16 protein-coding genes and 2 pseudogenes are annotated in these 17,888 nt (G+C 76.4%); 10 read left to right on the top strand and 8 right to left on the bottom strand.

Translation table 11 applies throughout. The annotated features are described in order from the left end of the window. Window positions 1–25 precede the first annotated feature (25 nt). From FKM96_RS19035 to FKM96_RS19045, 3 genes are all read left to right on the top strand, one after another. The gene (locus FKM96_RS19035; RefSeq protein ID WP_147796569.1) at window positions 26–613 is read left to right on the top strand and encodes a GNAT family N-acetyltransferase; all 588 of its coding nucleotides are present in this window, start codon (window positions 26–28) and stop codon (window positions 611–613) included. An 8-nt stretch (window positions 614–621) separates the two neighbouring features. Next, window positions 622–2,700: a M3 family metallopeptidase gene (locus tag FKM96_RS19040; protein WP_147796570.1), complete on the top strand. Its 2,079-nt coding sequence runs from the start codon at window positions 622–624 to the stop codon at window positions 2,698–2,700. An 86-nt stretch (window positions 2,701–2,786) separates the two neighbouring features. Further along, the gene (locus tag FKM96_RS19045) at window positions 2,787–4,136 is read left to right on the top strand and encodes a M20/M25/M40 family metallo-hydrolase (protein ID WP_147796571.1); all 1,350 of its coding nucleotides are present in this window, start codon (window positions 2,787–2,789) and stop codon (window positions 4,134–4,136) included. Between the two features lie 43 nt (window positions 4,137–4,179). On the opposite strand, the gene FKM96_RS19050 is transcribed toward FKM96_RS19045, so the two are convergent. Then, the gene (locus FKM96_RS19050) at window positions 4,180–4,425 is read right to left on the bottom strand and encodes a DUF5703 family protein (RefSeq protein WP_147796572.1); all 246 of its coding nucleotides are present in this window, start codon (window positions 4,423–4,425) and stop codon (window positions 4,180–4,182) included. A gap of 63 nt (window positions 4,426–4,488) precedes the next feature. On the opposite strand from FKM96_RS19050, the gene FKM96_RS20885 reads away from it, so the two are divergent. Beyond that, window positions 4,489–4,809 carry a primosomal protein gene (locus tag FKM96_RS20885; RefSeq protein WP_168217050.1) on the top strand — a complete coding sequence of 107 codons (321 nt, stop codon included), beginning with the start codon at window positions 4,489–4,491 and terminating at the stop codon, window positions 4,807–4,809. 45 nt (window positions 4,810–4,854) lie between these two features. On the opposite strand, the pseudogene FKM96_RS19060 reads toward FKM96_RS20885, so the two are convergent. Then, window positions 4,855–5,817: pseudogene (locus tag FKM96_RS19060) on the bottom strand (aldo/keto reductase). A 112-nt stretch (window positions 5,818–5,929) separates the two neighbouring features. Here FKM96_RS19060 and FKM96_RS19065 point away from each other — a divergent pair. Then, window positions 5,930–6,811: an undecaprenyl-diphosphate phosphatase gene (locus FKM96_RS19065; protein ID WP_147796573.1), complete on the top strand. Its 882-nt coding sequence runs from the start codon at window positions 5,930–5,932 to the stop codon at window positions 6,809–6,811. Window positions 6,812–6,827: 16 nt separating this feature from the next. On the opposite strand, the gene FKM96_RS19070 is transcribed toward FKM96_RS19065, so the two are convergent. Then, the gene (locus tag FKM96_RS19070) at window positions 6,828–7,817 is read right to left on the bottom strand and encodes a CorA family divalent cation transporter (protein ID WP_147796574.1); all 990 of its coding nucleotides are present in this window, start codon (window positions 7,815–7,817) and stop codon (window positions 6,828–6,830) included. A gap of 148 nt (window positions 7,818–7,965) precedes the next feature. On the opposite strand from FKM96_RS19070, the gene mshC reads away from it, so the two are divergent. Continuing rightward, entirely contained in the window at window positions 7,966–9,228 is a 1,263-nt protein-coding gene (gene mshC / locus FKM96_RS19075; RefSeq protein WP_147796575.1) for a cysteine--1-D-myo-inosityl 2-amino-2-deoxy-alpha-D-glucopyranoside ligase, read from the top strand. A 75-nt stretch (window positions 9,229–9,303) separates the two neighbouring features. Here the strand turns inward: mshC and FKM96_RS19080 are convergent, their stop codons facing one another. Continuing rightward, window positions 9,304–9,786 carry a hypothetical protein gene (locus FKM96_RS19080; protein ID WP_147796576.1) on the bottom strand — a complete coding sequence of 161 codons (483 nt, stop codon included), beginning with the start codon at window positions 9,784–9,786 and terminating at the stop codon, window positions 9,304–9,306. Window positions 9,787–9,862: 76 nt separating this feature from the next. Further along, window positions 9,863–10,726, bottom strand: coding sequence for a PAC2 family protein (locus FKM96_RS19085; protein ID WP_147796577.1), 864 nt, complete (start codon window positions 10,724–10,726; stop codon window positions 9,863–9,865). 50 nt (window positions 10,727–10,776) lie between these two features. Between FKM96_RS19085 and FKM96_RS19090 the strand changes: the two genes are divergently transcribed. The 4 genes and pseudogenes from FKM96_RS19090 (at window position 10,777) to FKM96_RS19105 (ending at window position 15,235) form a co-directional block, all read left to right on the top strand. Then, window positions 10,777–12,480 (top strand): bifunctional 3'-5' exonuclease/DNA polymerase, encoded by a 1,704-nt coding sequence (locus tag FKM96_RS19090; RefSeq protein WP_147796578.1) that lies wholly within the window; start codon window positions 10,777–10,779, stop codon window positions 12,478–12,480. Window positions 12,481–12,543: 63 nt separating this feature from the next. Further along, complete coding sequence (locus FKM96_RS19095; RefSeq protein ID WP_147796579.1) at window positions 12,544–13,158, top strand: TetR/AcrR family transcriptional regulator; 615 nt, start codon at window positions 12,544–12,546, stop codon at window positions 13,156–13,158. Beyond that, complete coding sequence (locus FKM96_RS19100; RefSeq protein ID WP_371300452.1) at window positions 13,155–14,237, top strand: DMT family transporter; 1,083 nt, start codon at window positions 13,155–13,157, stop codon at window positions 14,235–14,237. The genes FKM96_RS19095 and FKM96_RS19100 overlap by 4 nt, the downstream gene beginning before the upstream one ends. A 97-nt stretch (window positions 14,238–14,334) precedes the next feature. Further along, window positions 14,335–15,235 (top strand): annotated as a pseudogene (locus FKM96_RS19105) (3-methyladenine DNA glycosylase). A gap of 239 nt (window positions 15,236–15,474) precedes the next feature. On the opposite strand, the gene FKM96_RS19110 reads toward FKM96_RS19105, so the two are convergent. The 3 genes from FKM96_RS19110 to FKM96_RS19120 form a co-directional block, all read right to left on the bottom strand. Then, window positions 15,475–16,176, bottom strand: coding sequence for a DUF6338 family protein (locus tag FKM96_RS19110; protein ID WP_371300453.1), 702 nt, complete (start codon window positions 16,174–16,176; stop codon window positions 15,475–15,477). Then, window positions 16,169–16,453, bottom strand: a complete 285-nt coding sequence (locus FKM96_RS19115) for a hypothetical protein (protein WP_147796581.1) — start codon at window positions 16,451–16,453, stop codon at window positions 16,169–16,171. The genes FKM96_RS19110 and FKM96_RS19115 overlap by 8 nt, the downstream gene beginning before the upstream one ends. A 144-nt stretch (window positions 16,454–16,597) precedes the next feature. Continuing rightward, a complete protein-coding gene (locus FKM96_RS19120) occupies window positions 16,598–17,794 on the bottom strand; it encodes an ROK family transcriptional regulator (protein WP_147796582.1) in 1,197 nt (398 codons plus the stop codon). Between the last annotated feature and the right edge of the window lie 94 nt (window positions 17,795–17,888).

Raw genomic sequence — 17,888 nt, forward strand, 5'->3', positions numbered from 1 at the left:
GGGTCGCCCGTGGCAGGGTGGGCCGATGGAGACCTTCGAGCTGACCGACGGCGTCGTCGTCCTGCGCGCGCCGGGCCCCGCGGACGTCGACCGGATCGACGCCCTCTGCCAGGACCGGGCGATCCAGGAGTGGACGACCGTGCCGAGCCCGTACACCCGCGAGGACGCCCAGTCCTTCGTCACCGGGTACGTCGCCGACGGATGGGCGCGCGGGACGACGCTCAACTGGGCGGTGCGCGACGCCGCCGACGACACGCTGCTCGGCATGGTCGGCCTCGGCATGGAGGGCACCGGTTCGGCCGAGATCGGCTACTGGCTCGCGCCCGAGGCGCGGGGCCGCGGCCTGATGTCCCGGTCGGTCGAGCTGGTGCTCGACGCGGCGTTCGGCCGTCTGGGGCTGGTCCGGGTGTTCTGGCGCGCGTTCGTCGGCAACGGCCCCTCGCGCGCGGTCGCCGAGCGGGCCGGGTTCCGGGTGGAGGGGGAGCTCCGGCTGGGCGCCGTGCAGCGCGGCGTCCGGCGCGACGACTGGGTGGGCAGCCTGCTCGCCACCGACGCCCGGCCCCGGCGTGTCGGCGAGCGCTCTCCGGCCGCTGCCTCGGGCAACGGGAGATGATGGCGGGCATGAGCACCCCCACGCTGGACGCGGACAACCCGTTCGCCGCCCCGTCCTCGCTGCCGTACGGCCTGCCCGACTTCGCCGCGATCCGCGAGGAGCACCACCGCCCCGCGCTGCTCGCCGGCATGGCGGAGCAGCGCGCGGAGGTCGAGGCCATCGCCGCGTCGACCGATGCCCCCACCGTCGAGAACACCCTGGACGCGCTGGAGCGCTCCGGCCGGCTGCTGCACCGTGCGGCCATCGTGTTCTTCAACCAGTCCTCGGCCGACTCGACCCCCGGGCTCGAGGCGCTCGAGGAGGAGGTCGCGCCGCTGCTCGCCGCGCACAGCGACGCCATCTACCTGGACCGCCGGCTGTTCGCGCGCCTGGAGGTCCTGCGCGAGGCGGCCGAGGCGGGCGAGCTCGAGCTCGCGCCGGACACCGCGTGGCTGCTGCACCGCCAGCACACCCAGTTCGTCCGCGCGGGCGTGCGGCTCGACGACGACGCCCAGGCCCGCCTCCGCGAGCTCAACGCCGAGATCACCCGGCTGGAGACCGTGTTCGGCCGGCTGCTGCTCGCCGAGACCAACGACTCCGCGGTGCTCGTCACGGACCCCGCCGAGCTCGCCGGGCTGCCCGACGACGCCCGGGCCGCCGCCGCCGAGGCCGCCGCCCGCCGCGGCCACGAGGGCGCCTGGCTGATCGACCTCATCCTGCCGACCCAGCAGCCCGCGCTGGCGCAGCTGTCCGACCGCGCCCTGCGCGAGCGGCTGCACACCGCGTCGGTGCGCCGGGGCGGCCGCGGGGGCGAGCACGACACCCGCGCCACGCTGCTGGAGCTGGCCCGGCTGCGCGCCGAGCGCGCCCGCCTGCTCGGGTACCCCCACCACGCGGCGTACATCGCCGAGGACGCGACCGCGAAGACCCCCGAGGCCGTCGCCGACATCCTCGGCCGCCTCGCGCCCGCCGCCGTCGCCAACGCGCGCGCCGAGGCCGCCGACCTGGAGGAGGCGCTGCGCCGCGACGTCCCCGGCGCCACCCTGGAGGCCTGGGACTGGGCGTACTACGCCGAGCAGGTCCGCAAGGAGCGCCGCTCGCTCGACGACTCCTCGCTGCGCCCGTACCTGGAGCTCGACCGCGTGCTGCACGACGGCGTGTTCCGCGCCGCGGGCGAGCTCTACGGGCTGACCTTCACCGAGCGCGCCGACCTGGTCGGGTACCACCCGGACGTCCGGGTCTTCGAGGTGACCGACGCCGACGGCACCGGCCTCGGCCTGTTCCTCGGCGACTACTGGACCCGCGACTCCAAGCGCGGCGGCGCGTGGATGAACAACCTGGTCGACCAGTCGACGCTGCTCGGCGAGGCACCGGTCGTGGTGAACAACCTCAACATCCCGAAGCCGCCGGCCGGCCAGCCGACGCTGCTGACCTGGGACGAGGTCATCACCCTGTTCCACGAGTTCGGCCACGCGCTGCACGGCCTGTTCTCCGCGGTCCGGTACCCCTCGCAGTCCGGCACCGACGTGCCGCGCGACTTCGTCGAGTACCCGTCGCAGGTCAACGAGATGTGGGCCTGGGAGCCGTCGGTCCTGAGCGCGTACGCCGTGCACCACGTCACCGGCGAGCCGATGCCGCAGGAGTGGGTGGACACCCTCATCGCCGCGCGCCAGGACGGCGAGGGCTTCGCCACGACCGAGTACCTGGCGGCGGCGCTGCTCGACCAGGCCTGGTACCGGCTCGCGCCCGAGGACGTCCCGACCGACGTCGCCCAGGTGGAGCCGTTCGAGGCCGCCGCCCTGGAGCGCGCGGGCATCGCGTTCGCACCGGTGCCGCCGCGGTACCGCACCACGTACTTCAACCACGTGTTCGGGGGCGGGTACTCCGCCGGGTACTACTCGTACATCTGGTCCGAGGTCCTCGACGCCGACACGGTCACCTGGTTCGAGGAGAACGGCGGCCTGCGGCGCGCCAACGGCGACACCTTCCGGGCGAAGCTGCTCTCGCGCGGCGGCTCGGTCGACCCGATGCAGGCGTTCCGCGACCTGCGCGGCCGCGACCCGGAGATCGCCCCGCTGCTCGCCCGCCGCGGCCTGACCTCGGCCTGACCTCGGCCGGAGCGCCCCGCCGGGGCCGGGGGTCCGCCTGTGGACCCCCGGCCTCGGCGCGCCGGTGCGGCCGGTAGCGTGGGGGCATGAGCGACGCACCCGCCACCCCGTCCGCCGGCCAGCACGACACCTCGGCGGCCGAGGGCGAGGTCGTGCGGATCGCGCAGGAGCTCATCCGGTTCGACACGTCGAACTACGGCGACGGCTCCGGCCCCGGCGAGCGCTCCGCCGCCGAGCACGTGATGACCCTGCTGCACGAGGTCGGCCTCGATCCCGAGCTGATCGAGTCCGCCCCGGGCCGCGCGAACGTCGTCGTGCGCCTGGCGGGGGAGGACAGCAGCCGCCCGGCGCTGGTGCTGCACGGGCACACCGACGTCGTCCCCGCCGAGGCGAAGGACTGGAAGGTCGACCCGTTCGCCGGCGAGGAGTTCGACGGCATGGTCTGGGGCCGCGGCGCCGTGGACATGAAGGGCATGGACGCGATGATCCTGGCGGTCGTCCGCCAGATGGTCCGCGAGGGGCGCCGGCCCGCCCGGGACGTCGTCGTGGCCATGTTCGCCGACGAGGAGGCCGGCGGGAGGTTCGGCGCCCGGCACCTCGTCGACCACCGCCCCGACCTGTTCGAGGGTGCCACCGAGGCCGTCTCCGAGGTCGGCGGGTTCTCCGTCGACGTGCAGGGCCGCCGCGCCTACCTGCTGCAGACCGCCGAGAAGGGCATCGCCTGGCTCCGGCTGGTCGCGGACGGGACCGCGGGCCACGGCTCGGCGGTCAACCCCGACAACGCGGTGACCGAGCTGGCCGGCGCGATCGCCCGCATCGGCGCGTACCAGTGGGACACCCGGCTCACGCCGACGGTGCTCGCGCTGCTGGAGGGCGTCGCCGACCTCACCGGCCTGCCGCTCGACGTCGACGACCCGCTGGCGATCGACCGGCTGATCGGCGCGCTCGGCCCGGCGCGGCGGTTCGTCGGGTCGTCGATCCGCACGCTCGCCAACCCGACGCAGCTGCACGCCGGGTACAAGACGAACGTCATCCCGGGCCGTGCGACCGCGACCGTCGACGTCCGGCCGCTGCCCGGCGACCACGAGGACGTGCTCGCGAAGGTCCGCGAGCTCGCGGGCCCGCACGTCCGGGTCGAGCCCGAGCACTTCGACATCGGCCTGGAGGTGCCCGCGACCGGCGCGCTCGTCGACACGATGACCGACGTGCTGCGCGCCCAGGACCCCGAGGCCGTCGTGCTGCCGTACATGCTGTCGGCGGGCACGGACAACAAGTCGCTCGCCCGCCTCGGCATCGAGGGATACGGCTTCGCGCCGCTGCGGCTGCCGGCCGACCTCGACTTCACGGCGCTGTTCCACGGCGTCGACGAGCGGGTGCCCGCGGACTCCCTGCGGTTCGGCGCCCGCGTGCTGGACGGGCTGCTGCGCGAGGCGTGAGCGGGACCCGACCGCACGGCGGGCGCGTCCGCCCTGCCGTCGGTCAGTCGCCCAGCGCGCCGAGCGTGGAGCGGACCCGGATGATCCGGCGCCGCAGCCACACCTTCCGCTCGCCGCCCGCGTACAGGAGGGTCCGGGCCAGCTCCCACCGGCCGTACTCCGCCTGCTCCGTGAGCAGCCGGCGGGCGTCGCCGCGGCTGGTCGTCCGGGGGATCGTGAGGACGCGGTACTCGTACTGCCGCGCCTGCTCCGGGCCGCCCGGGCGTCCCGAGCGCGTCGTGCCTGCCATGCCCACCGCCTTGTCGATCGGGTCGTGGTGCCATTGTGCCTGGTGCGGCGCTACGGTCATCGCATGGCTATCGACCCGCGCGCGGCACTGGACCGCCTCATCGCTGCTCTCGAGGCGCACTACACCGCCGTGTCGACCCGGCGGGGCGAGGACGACCCCGCGGTCGATGACGCGTACGACGTGCTCGCGGACGCGTTCGAGGTCTACGACGACGCGCTCGGGACCGTGCACGGGGAGGCCACGCCGTTCTACCTCGCGGAGGAGGACGACGAGGACGACGAGCACGAGGACGACGACGAGCAGGACGACGAGTACGACGCGGACGACCTGCCCGAGGAGTCGTACGAGGACGACGACGAGGACGACGGCGCGCTGAGCCGCTGACGTCGCGCGCCCCCGTCGTGCCGCGTCCGGGCGCGCGGCGGCCGGTCAGCGGCGCTCGGGGTACCCGGTCGCGGGCGCGCTGACCTCGTCGAGCGCCCGCAGGATCTCCGGCGGCAGCTCCACGTCCTCCGCCGCGAGCGACGCGCGGAGCTGGGCGGGCGTCCGCGCGCCCACGACCGCCGAGGCGACCTGCGCGCGCACCCGCAGCCAGGCGAGCGCGACCTCCAGCGGCGCACGGCCCAGCCCGTCCGCGGCGATCACCACCGCCTCGACCACCGCCGCCGCCACCGACCCGAGGTACGGCTCGACGAAGCCGGCGAGGTGCGGGGACGCCGCCCGGGAGTCGGCGGGCACCGTGCGCCGGTACTTCCCGGTCAGCACGCCGCGGCCGAGCGGCGACCAGGCGAGCACGCCGACGCCGAGGTCGGCCGCCGCGGGGAGCACCTCCCGCTCGATCCCGCGCTGCAGCAGCGAGTACTCCGCCTCGACCGCCGCCAGGCCGGGGTCGTCGCCGAGGAGCGTGGCGGCGCGGGCCACCTGCCAGCCGGCGTGGTTCGACAGCCCGACGTAGCGGGCGCGCCCGGACTCGACCGCCCGGCGCAGCGCTCACCGTCTCGGTCAGCGGCGTGCGCGGGTCGGGCGTCTGCACCAGGAACAGGTCGACGTGGTCGGTGCCGAGCCGGCGCAGCGAGGCGTCCAGGCCGTCGAGCAGCGCGCCGCGGGACGCGTCGACCACCCCGCCCTGCGGCGTGCGCCGGACGCCCGCCTTGGTGCAGAGCACGACCTCGTCGCGGGGGACCACGCGCCCGAGCAGCGACCCGAGCAGCTCCTCGGCGCCGCCGTCGGCGTACGAGGCGCGGAGGTGTCGACGAGCGTCCCGCCTGCGTCGGCGAAGTCGCGCAGCTGCTCGGCGGCGTCGTGCTCGTCGGTGTCCCTGCTCCAGGTCAGCGTCCCGAGTCCGAGGTGCGAGACCCGCAGGCCGGTCCGTCCGAGCTGGCGCTGTTCCATGCCGTGAGGGTATCCGTGCCGCCGGGTCGTCCGGGCACGGGGGTGACCAGCGGCTATCGTGGCGCCTCGTGGCAGCGCACCCGAGCACCCCGTCCCGGATCGGCACCGGCGCATGAGCGTCTGGGAGGCGATCGTCCTCGGACTCGTCCAGGGCCTCACCGAGTTCCTGCCCGTGTCGTCGAGCGCGCACCTGCGGATCGTGGGCGAGCTGATCGGCTCGGGCGACCCGGGCGCGGCGTTCACGGCGATCACGCAGATCGGGACGGAGACCGCCGTCCTGCTGTACTTCCGGCGGGACATCGCCCGGATCTGCGTGCACTGGTGGCGCGCGGTGCGCGGCGACCTCGGCACCGACTGGCGGTCCCGGGCGGGCGCACCCGTCGGCGGCACCCCGGACCGCGACGCGCAGATGGCCTGGTTCATCGCGCTCGGCTCCGTGCCGATCGTCGTGCTGGGCCTGCTGTTCCAGGACGCGATCGAGGCGCCGTTCCGCAACCTGTGGCTGATCGTGCTGACGCTGACCGTCTTCGCGCTGATCCTGGACTGGGCCGACCGGCGGTCGAGCAGCCGCCGGGAGCTGACCGACCTGACCCCGCGGCACGCGCTGTACTTCGGGCTCGCGCAGGCGATGGCGCTCGTCCCGGGCGTGTCCCGCTCGGGCGGCACGATCACCGCCGGCCGCCTGATGGGCTACAGCCGGACGGCGGCCGCCCGGTACTCGTTCCTGCTCGCCATCCCCGCCGTCCTGGGGTCGGGGCTCTACCAGCTCGGCAAGAGCGTCGGGACCTTCGGCGAGGCCGGCACCCCCGGGGTCCTGCCGACCCTGATCGCGACGGTGATCGCGTTCGTCGTGGGCTACGTCGTGATCATCGGGTTCCTGAAGATCGTGTCGACGTACTCGTACCGGCCGTTCGTGATCTACCGGATCGGGCTCGCGGTGGTCGTGTCGCTGCTGCTGCTGACCGGGGTCCTGGACCCGCTCGCCGGGGCCTGAGGGCGGACGGCGGGCGCTACAGCCAGCCGGACCGCTTGAACAGCCGGAACAGCAGGCCGGCGGCCGCGCCCATGAGCACGATCGACGCGGGGTACCCGACGAGCCAGTGCAGCTCGGGCATGTGGTCGAAGTTCATGCCGTACACCCCGGCGATGAGCGTCGGCACCGCGATGATCGCCGCCCACGCGGAGATCTTCCGCATGTCCTCGTTCTGCCGCACCGACACCCGGGACAGGTGCACGGACAGCATGTCGCCCAGCAGCGCGTCGTGGGCGTCGAGGTGCCGGTCGACCTTCGTCAGCACGGTGTCCAGGCGGCGCAGCCAGCGCATGGTGCGCGTCTCGCGCTGCGCGTCCTCCTGCTCCGCGACCAGGTCCGGGAACGCCGACAGCAGGGGCACCAGCGCGCGGCGCGCCTCACCGATCTCGCGCTTGAGGTCGTAGACCACCTCGGCCGGGTCGTCGGCCTGCGGGCTGAACACCAGCTGCTCGACGTCGGCGACCGCCTCGCCGATGCCCATCTCGACGTCGCCGGCCCGCCGGACCAGCGCCATGAGCACCGCGGCGAACACGTGGCTCTCGCGGTCCTGCGGCAGGTGGTCGCCCTCCGCCAGGTGCTCCCGGACCTCGTCGAGCAGGCCGCCCGGACCCTCCTCGGCGGTGATGGTCACGCCCTCGACCTCGAGCGACGCCCAGACGCCGGTCGTGACGTCCCGGGTGCGCCCGTCGTAGGCCAGCGTCGGGCTCACCAGGTACCGGCCGCCGCCCGGGAGCCGGCGGAGCTGCGGGCGCCGGGGATCGCCCGGCGCGGCGGGCCCGTGGTCCGCGACCGCACGGTGCACCACCGACTCCGGCACGCCGGCCTGCCGCGCCGCGTCGGCCAGCAGGTCCAGCGAGTCGACGTGCACCCACGCGACCGGCGGCTCGGGCGCCGCCAGCAGGGCCAGCAGCCCGTCGGGGTCCGTCTCGGCCCAGCCGTCGCCCTGGTGCACCCACGCTCTCTCCACGCGGGCATTGTCCCGGGGGCGCGCGCGGGCCGGGCGTCCGACGCGCCGCCGCACCGCTCGCGCGACCCGGACGGGGGAGCGGTGGCGTCCGTCACCCCGGCCCGGACGCGGGGCGCCCGCCCCCGCGGCGGCCGGTACGCTCGACGCCGTGCTCACCTGGCCCGCCCCGCAGATCCCGCAGCTCCCCGGCCAGGGGGGTCCGGTGCGCGTCCGCGACACCTCGACCGGCGAGCTCGTCGTGGCGGCGCCTGGTCCGGACGCGACCGTCTACGTCTGCGGCATCACCCCGTACGACGCCACCCACATGGGCCACGCCGCCACCTACGTCGCGTTCGACCTGCTGGTCCGCGGTTGGCTCGACGAGGGCAAGCGCGTCCGGTACGCGTCGAACGTCACCGACGTCGACGACCCGCTGCTCGAGCGAGCCGAGGCCACCGGCGTCGACTGGCGCGAGCTCGCGGCCGACCAGACCGCGCTCTACCTCGAGGACATGACCGCCCTGGGCGTCGTGCCGCCGGACGTGTACACCGGCGCCGTCGAGTCCGTCCCGGACGTGGTCGAGGCCGTCGAGGCGATGCTGGCAGCCGGGACCGCCTACGTGATCGGCACGCCCGACGCGCACGGCCAGGGTGCCGGCGACGTGTACGCGGACCTGTCCGCGGACCCGGCGTTCGGGCAGGTCACCCGTCTCGACCGCACCGAGATGCTCGCGCTGTTCGGCGAGCGCGGCGGCGACCCCGCCCGACCCGGCAAGCGCGACGCCCTCGACCCGCTGCTCTGGCGGTCCGCGCGTCCGGGCGAGCCGTCGTGGGACGGCAACGCGCTCGGCTCGGGCCGCCCCGGCTGGCACATCGAGTGCGCCGTGATCGCCCGCGACGGGATCGGGCTGCCCTTCGACGTCCAGGGCGGCGGCTCCGACCTGCGGTTCCCGCACCACGAGATGAGCACCTCGCACGCCCGGCTGCTCGACGCCGGCGAGGGCGCGCGCACCCACGTGCACACCGGCATGGTCGGGCTGCACGGGCAGAAGATGAGCAAGTCGCTGGGCAACCTCGTCCTGGTGTCGCAGCTGCGCGCCGAGGGCGTCGACGCGATGGCCGTCCGGCTCGCCATCCTCGACCACCACTACGCGGCCGACTGGGAGTGGACCGACGAGGTCCTGCACGCCGCCCAGGCCCGGCTCGACCGGTGGCGCTCGGCCGTGTCCGGCAACGGCGGGCCCGCGTCCGCCACCCTGCTGGCCGAGGTGCGCGCCGCCCTGGCCGACGACCTCGACGCCCCCCGCGCCCTGCGCGCCGTGGACGCCTGGGCCGATGCCTCGCTGGCCGGGGGCCCGGCGGCCGAGGCCGAGGAGGGCGCGCCGGGGATCGTGGCCCGCGCCGTCAACGCGCTGCTGGGCGTGCGGCTCTAGCGGCGGGCCGCGGGGTGCCGGACCGCGCCGGGTCGGCGCCCAGCCGGCAACCGCGGCACGCGCCCCGCCGGGGCGTCACCCGCCCGTGAACACCCGCAGCGACAGCGGGGCGCCGGCGTCCTCGCACGCGGTGGCGAGCTCGGCCTCGGCCTGCGCCCACGCCGGGGAGCCCACGCCGGTCGACTCCGCGGCCGTCCCGGTCGGCACCTCCGGCACCGCCTCCTGCAGCGCGGCGACCGCCGACCGGACCGCGCCGTCCCCGTCGGAGGGCAGGCGGTCGAGCACGCGCGTCGCCAGCTCGTACCAGCCGCGCTGCTCCTGCGCCGCCATCCGCCCCTCGGCCAGGCCGAGGTCGGCGTTCTCGACGATGGTGAGCACGTCGCCGTAGGCCGCGCACGTGGCGGCGTCGTCCGCCGCGGATGCGGCAGCCGCCGAGGCCGCCGCGGTCGGGTCCCCGGCGGGCCCCGCAGCCGGGTCCGCTCCGCCTGCGCCGCAGGCACCCAGGGACGCCGTCGCCAGCACCGTCGCCGTCAGCACCGTCCACCGTGTCGTCCGCACCCGCGGATGCTACCGAGGTGCCGCTCCCCACGGAGGGCGATCCGGCCGGGGATCCGCCGACGCCCGACCGCCGCGGTCAGCCCCCGGTGCCCTTGTCCCGGCGCCGCAGGTACCGCTCGAACTCCTGCGCGATGGCCTCGCCGGACGCCTCGGGGAGCTCCGCGGTGTCCTTCGCCTCCTCGAGCTGGTGCACGTACTCGGCGATCTCGGAGTCCTCGCTCGCGAGCTCGTCGACGCCGTCCTGCCACGCCGCGGCGTCCTCGGGGAGGTCGCCCAGGGGGATCGGCTCGCCGGTCAGGGCCTCGATGCGGTGCAGCAGCGCGAGGGTGGCCTTGGGCGACGGCGGGTGCGCCACGTAGTGCGGGACCGCGGCCCACAGCGACACCGTGCGCAGACCGCGCGCGGCCGCCTCGTGCTGGAGGACGCCGACGATGCCCGTCGGGCCCTCGTAGGAGTTCGGCTCCACGTCGAGGGCCGCACGGACCGCCTCGTCCTCGCTTGTCGCGGTCACCGGGATCGGCCGGGTGTGCGGCACGTCGGCCAGCAGCGCGCCCAGCGTGACGACGGTCGTCACCCGGAGCGTGGCCGCGATGTCCAGCAGCTCGCCGCAGTACCGGCGCCAGCGCATCGACGGCTCGATGCCGTGCACCAGCACGACCTGGCGGCGCGCGTTCGGGGTCGTGGCGACGGCCACCGCCGTGGTCGGCCAGGTGATCTCGCGGCGCCCGTCGTCGCCCGCGCCGACCACGGGGCGGTTCACCTGGAAGTCGTGGTACTCCTCGGGGTCCAGCTCGTCGACCTGCTCCGCGCCCCAGGCCTCGTGCAGGTGCTCCAGCGCCTGGCTGGCCGCCGACCCGGCGTCGTTCCAGCCCTCGAAGGCCGCCAGGAGGATGGTCTCGCGCTCCGGGAGCCCCGCCGGTGCGTCTGCCTGCTCGGTCATCGGGCCAGCGTAGGACCCCGCGGCGCCCGATGTCGGACCGGGCGGGGAGAATGGGACGCGTGCCGCTCGTCCTCGTCGCCGTCGACCCGGACCGACCGGGCGGCGTCGTGCTGCGCGAGGCCCGGGACGCCGCCGCCGCGGAGGCCGGCGACGTCGGCCCGCCGGTGCCGGTCGCCGGGGACGACCTGGCGGGCGCGGTCGCGGAGCGAGAGGCCGCCGACCACCCGCGGTGGGTCTGGGACGACACCGAGCACTGGTACCCCGACCTGCTGGCCGCGGGCGTCCGGGTGGAGCGCGCGCACGACCTGCGGCTGTGCCGGACCATCCTGCGCGGGTCGACCCGGTGCGCCGGGACCGCCCTCGCGCGCGAGCCGGAGGGGCCGTGGGACCGCGCCGCGGCGGCGGGCGGGACCGGACCGCACGAGGCCGACGCGCCGAGCCTGTTCGACGACCTCCCGGCCGCGGTGCCCGACGCCGCCCCCGACGTCGCCGCGGAGCTCGCGCGCCAGCTCGCGGCCCTGACCGAGGCGCGGGACGACGGCCGGCTCCGGCTGCTGCTCGCCGCGGAGTCGACCGGCGCCCTCATCGCCGCCGAGATGCGGCACGACGGGCTGCCGTTCCGGCCCGACCTGCACGACGCGCTGCTGACCGGGCTGCTCGGGCCGCGCCCGCGCGAGGGCGCCCGTCCCGAGCGGCTGGCGGCGCTGGCCGAGCGCGTGGCTGCGGCGCTGGACCGGCCCGGCCTCAACCCCGACTCCCAGCCCGAGCTCCTTCGCGCCCTGCGGGCCGCCGGCCTCGAGGTCACCTCGACCCGGACGTCCGAGATCCGCGCGCTCGACCACCCCGTGCGCGAGCCGCTGCTCGAGTACAAGAAGCTCGCCCGCCTGCTGTCCGCCAACGGCTGGGCCTGGATGGACCGCTGGGTGCACGAGGGCCGGTTCCGGCCCGACTACGTCCCGGGCGGCGTCGTCACCGGGCGGTGGGCCAGCAGCGGCGGCGGTGCGCTGCAGCTCCCCGGCGTCATCCGCGACGCCGTGCGGGCCGACCCGGGGCGGCGGCTGGTCGTCGCCGACGCCGCGCAGCTGGAGCCGCGCGTGCTGGCCGCCATGTCCGGCGACGGCGCGATGGCCGCGGCCGGACGGCAGGCCGACCTGTACGCCGCCGTCGTCGCGGCCGGCATCGTCGCCGACCGGCAGCAGGCCAAGTACGCCATGCTCGGCGCGATCTACGGGGCCACCACCGGTGCCAGCGCCGTCCTCATGCCGCAGCTCGGGCGCGCCTACCCGCGGGCCGTCGCACTCGTCGAGGAGGCCGCGCGGGCGGGGGAGCGCGGCGAGCAGGTGACGACCTGGCTCGGCCGGTCCTCGCCCGCCCCGAGCGCGGCGTGGCTCGCCGCCCGGCAGGCCGCCTCCGCCGAGGGCGCCGCGCCGGAGGACGCCCGCGACGCCCGCCGCCGGTCCCGCGACTGGGGCCGGTTCACCCGGAACTTCGTCGTCCAGGGCACCGCCGCGGAGTGGGCGCTGTGCTGGATGGCGGTCCTGCGCCGCCGGCTGCTGGACCTGCCGGGTCGGCCGCACCTGGCGTTCTTCCTGCACGACGAGATCGTGGTGCACGCGCCCGCCGACGTCGCCGACCGGGTCGCCGACGCCGTCCGGGAGTCGGCGGTCGAGGCGGGCCGGCTGCTGTTCGGCGCGACGCCGGTCGAGTTCGCGCTCGACGTCTCGGTGGTGGACAGCTACGCCGACGCCGTGTGATGCTGCCGCTCGGTGGGTAGACCGGTCTACCTAGTCTGGCGGGACGACGCGGCGGGAGCGGGCATGGCGGAGGCACGGGACCTGAGACCCGGCGGCGCGACCGCACGACGTCGCCCGGCGCGCGACCGGCTGCTGGCGGCCGCCGCGGCGCGGTTCTACGCGGACGGCATCGCCGCGACCGGCATCGACACCGTCACCGCCGACGCCGGCGTCGCCAAGATGAGCCTCTACAACAACTTCGCGTCCAAGGCCGACCTCGTCGCGGCGTACCTCGTCGCCCGGCACGAGGAGTGGCTCGGGCTGTACGCCGCACGGCTCGCCGCGGCCGGCGACGACCTCCGGGCCCGGGTGCTCGCCGTCTTCGACGCGTACGCCGACCACGCGAACGCCGGCTACGCCCACGGGTTCCGCGGCTGCGGCCTGCTCAACGCCGCCGCCGAGCTGCCCGCCGGGGACCCGGGCCGCGCGGTCGTCCGCGGTCACAAGGAGGAGGTCGAGGCGATCGTGGCCGGCCACCTCGCGGACCTGCTGCCGGGTGACCCGTCCGGGGCCGCCGCGCTCGCCGAGCACCTGGCGTTCCTGCTGGAGGGGTCCATGGCGCGCGCGGGGCTCGAGGGGGACGACACCCGCCTGCGCCGCGCCCGTGCGCTGGCCGGCGACCTGCTGGACGCGGTGTGACCGCCGGGCGCACCGTGTCGGGCGCGGGCGCCGCGCCACTCGCCGACTCCGCGGCGGTCGCGCCCGCGGAGTCCGACGCGGCAGTGCAGGTCGCGTCCGCCCGGCCGTCCGCCACGGTGCGGGGCGCCGGGGTCGGGACGCTCGCCGTCCTCGCGGCCTCCGTCCTGTGGGGCACCACCGGCACGGCCGCGACGTTCGCCCCGGAGGTCGGACCCCTGGCGATCGGCGCCGCGGCGATGGGCATCGGCGGCCTGCTGCAGGCGGCCGTCGCCGGCCGGGTGATCGCCGAGCACGCCGCCGCCCTGCGGGCCCGGGCGGGGCTCGTGCTGCTCGGAGCCGCGGCCGTGGCCGTCTACCCGCTCGCGTTCTACACGTCGATGCGGCTCGCGGGGGTCGCCGTCGGCACCGTCGTCTCGCTGGGGTCCGCGCCGCTCGCGGCCGCGCTCGTCGAGCGCCTGGTCGACCGGCGGCGGCTGTCGCGGCGCTGGCTCGCCGGCGCGGCGGTCGGGCTGCTCGGCATGGTGCTGCTGTGCGCGGCGCAGGCGCTCGGCGGAGGCCACGGGGCGGACGTCCCGGGCGCCGCCTCGCCCGCCGCGGCGCTCGGCGGGGTGCTGCTCGGGCTCCTCGCGGGCGCCACCTACGCGCTGTACTCGTGGGTCGCGCACCGGCTGATGCAGGGCGGCGTGCCGTCGCGCGCGGCGATGGGTGCCGTGTTCGGCGTCGGCGGCGTGCTGCTCCTCCCGGTGCTCGCGGTCACGGGCGGGGCGCTCGTCGCGTCGTGGGGGAACGCGGCGGTGGGCGGGTACATGGCGCTGGTCCCGATGTTCACCGGGTACGTGCTGTTCGGGTGGGGGCTCGCGCGCGTGCCGGTCAGCACGGCGACCACCCTGACCCTCCTCGAGCCGGCGGTCGCGGCCTTGCTCTCGGTGCTGGTCGTGGGGGAGCGGCTGCCGCTCGCCGGCTGGGTCGGCGTGGGGCTGGTCGTGGTGTGCCTGGGCGTGCTGTCCGTGCCGGCGCGGTCGGCGGGCCGGGCCGAGCGGCGGCTGCGCGCCCGCCGCCGCCTACCCTGGACGCCATGACCGTCACCGCCGGTGCCGCGCCCCGCGCGGCCACGCCCGCGCCGACGGGCCGGGCGTCGACGAGACGGGTGTCGACGAGACGGCGCCCGGCCCCGTGCTGCTCGACGCGTCCACCTGGCGCGCCCGCGCCGAGGCGCACGCCGCCCGCGTGGACGACCTCACCGCCGGCCACCGCGAGCGCCGGGCCCGCGGGCGGCGAGCGGCACGCGATCGAGGACTTCCTCTTCGAGTACTACCCGGCCAAGCCCGCCCAGCTCCGCCGCTGGCACCCGGGCGCCGGCGCCGCCCTGGCGGACGCCGCCGAGGCGCCGCACGCCGGCTGGCGCTGGTACCGCGTGGGCGCGGACGGCACGGTCGGCCTCGAGGCCGCGGCGTTCCTCGCCGACCGCGGGGACACGGTCCGCTACGTTCGCGCGCTGCTGTCCGCCACGGCGTCGCGCCCCGCCGCCACCGGCTGCTTCGGCCTGCACGAGTGGGCGATGGTCTACCGGGAGGGCGACGGCGACCACCGCCACCCGCTGCCGCTGCGGCTCGGCGGCGCCGGGACCGACGAGGTCGTCGAGCGGCACCGCATCCGGTGCACCCACATCGACGCCTTCCGGTTCTTCACGCCGGACGCCGTGCCGCGGAACACGCTGCAGCCGACCCGCGAGACCCAGGTGGCGATGGAGCAGCCCGGTTGCCTGCACGCGAACATGGATCTCTACAAGTGGGCGCTCAAGCTCGGCCCCACGGTCCCGGGCGACCTGCTGCTCGACGCGTTCGCGCTCGCGCGCGAGATCCGCACCGTCGACATGCAGGCGTCGCCGTACGACGTGTCGTCCTACGGCCTGGCGCCGATCGCGATCGAGACACCCGAGGGCAAGGCGGAGTACGTCCGGCGGCAGCGCGGGTTCGCGGCGGCGTCCCAGACGCTCCGGGAGCGGCTCGTGGCGGTGTGCGACGCGGTGCTCCGTGCCGGCACATGCCCGGCGCAGGCGGGGACCCTGGCCCGGTGAGCGGGAGGCCCGCACGCCGTCACGTGTCGGCGGCTCCGCCTGCGGACTCGTGTCGCGCGACAGCCTCGGCGCGCTCCCGGGCCTCGCGCTCCTGACGGCGGATGCCGGCCTCGGTCGCAGGTGTCTTCGGGGGCAGCCCGGTGCGCGGGCCGACCTCGCCGTTCGGGCCGACTCCCCGGTAGAAGCCACCGTCCGGGGCGAACCACCGTCGGACCGGGGGCGGGCGTCGCCGGTTGCTGTCAGCCACGGGGCTGCACCGTCCTCACGTCATCGTCGCGACCCCCGGCCCGATCATCCCGCCTGCCCGGGAGGAAGTCCACGGCGATCGCGTCGGCGCACCTGATCACCATCCCGCCCGGGGCGTGGACCACGTCGCTGAACGTCCCGTCGTCGCCCACGACCCAGCCCTCCTCGACGAAGAGCTCGGGAGGGTGGGGGTGGGTGGTGGCGAACGAGTCGTCCCCGTACCAGCCCCCCAGCCACCGGCCGTCCGCGAACCGCACGCGCACCCAGCCACGCGGCGCACCCCCGAACGCGCGGTCCCACGCGCTGGGCGGGTGGTCGAGCGGTCGACCGCGACGGAGCGCGGGCGGCGTCCGCGCCGTGAGGAGCACGAACCGCTCGCTGCGGACGGCCCAGAAGCACAGCCGCGCGGCCAGCCAGGGGAGGGCGATCGCGAGCACGACGAACCCGAGGCCGACGACCCGTGCGTTCCCGAGGGCCCGCGCCGGCTCGCGCGCGTACGCCGCCAGCACCGGACCGAGCGCCGCCGCGTACGTCCCGGCGAACACCCCTGTGGCGACCATCGCGTGCAGTACGCGCGTGCCGAAGTCCGGTCGCGCGGGGTCGGGCCCGGCCACGCTCTGCCACGAGGCGCGGTACACGAATCCTGGGACGACCAGCGTGAGCGCGACCGCCGCCTGCGCCCAGGTCTCAGGCACGGCGCGCCCGCCCCGCCGTCGGCATCGCCCAGTCGCGGGTCCCGCGCCCGCCCGCCGGCCAGCGCCGGCGCAGCAGGGCGTCGACGAGGCGGTACGGCTGCCACGCGGCGCGGCGCTCGTCGGCGGTCCGTGCCGCGCGGGCCGCGACCCGCGCGCTGCGCTGGAGGTCGCGTCCGGCGCGCATCGTCCACAGGGGCGGGTGGGTGACGCGCGACGGATCACGGACGAAGGTGCGGAGCGACGGGTGGTGCGGGTCGTCGTGGAAGACCGGAGGCATGCCGGGACGCTAGATCGGGGCCGAGGTCGGGCACCGGGCCGCGTCAACAGGTCTGGGGACGACGCGCGGGACCGGCACCTGTGGAGGACTCGGCCCCCGCCCGCCGAGCGGCGCCCGGACGCGCCGACCGGGCCCAGCCCCGCCTCAGGCGATCCGCGCCTCCAGCAGCGCGTCGATCGCCACCGGGGACAGCACGTGGTCGACGGCCATCGCCGACGCCCCGAGGATCCCGACCTCCGACCGCGCCTGCGACGTGACGATCCGCAGGTGCTGCGTGGCCAGGGGCAGCGACCGCTGGTACACGACCTCGCGGATGCCGGCGATCAGGTGCTCGCCGGCCTCGGCGACCACCCCGCCGATCACGACCAGCGACGGGTTGAGCAGGCTCACGCAGGCGGCGAGCACGCCGCCGATCTCCCGCCCGGCCTGCCGGACGGCGCGCCCCGCGGCCAGGTCGCCGGACCGCACGAGCGCGACGACGTCGGCGCCCCCGCGGGCGTCTGCCCCGTCCCGGCTGAGCTGCTCGGCGAGCGCCCGGCCGGACGCCACGGCCTCGAGGCAGCCGAGGTTGCCGCACCGGCACGGGACGTCCTCGGCCCCCGGCACCGCGATGTGGCCGATGTCGCCGGCGGCGCCCTGGGCCCCGCGCCGGAGCTCGCCGTCGGAGATGATCCCGGAGCCGATGCCGGTCGCGACCTTGACGAACAGCATGTCGTCGACGTCGGGCCAGGCGGAGCGGTGCTCGCCGAGGGCCATGAGGTTCACGTCGTTGTCGACGAGAACCTCGGCGCCCCCGAGCTCGGCCGAGAGGATGCCGCGGACGTCGGCGTCGTCCCAGGACGGCATGATCGGCGGGTTGATGGGCCGCCCGGTGGCGTGCTCGACGGGGCCGGGCAGGCCCACGCCGACGGACACGAGCTCGTCGAGGGAGCGCCCGGCCTCCGCGACGAGCTTGCGCCCGTGCTCGGCGACCCAGGGGAGCACGACGTCCGGACCGTCGGCGATGGCGAGCGGCGCCTCGCCCTCGACGAGGACGTTCGACGCGAGGTCGGTGATGGCGAGCCGCACGTGCGTCGCGCCGAGGTCGACGGCGAGCACGACGCGGGCGCTGGGCTCGAAGGCGAAGGTCGCGGGCGGGCGGCCGCCGGTGGAGGAGGCCTCGCCGGCGGGGGCGATGAGCCCGGCGGACATGAGGGCCTCGACGCGCGCGGTGATCGTGGAGCGTCCCTGGCCGGTCGCGGCCGCCAGGTCGGCGCGGGTGCGCGGCCGGCCGTCGCGGAGGAGCTGGAAGAGGTCTCCGGCCCCTGAGTTCCGCGGTGGAAGCTTCACGACGTCCTGCATGGCGCCTAGTGAACCAGAAAGTCCCCCGACTTGTGTTCGTCACGATCGGGTAACTCGGACAAACCCGGAGCAACTTTTGCTTGACCCGGGACGA

The sequence above is a fragment of the Cellulomonas sp. Y8 genome, from assembly GCF_008033115.1.
In the GTDB taxonomy this organism is placed as follows: domain Bacteria; phylum Actinomycetota; class Actinomycetes; order Actinomycetales; family Cellulomonadaceae; genus Cellulomonas.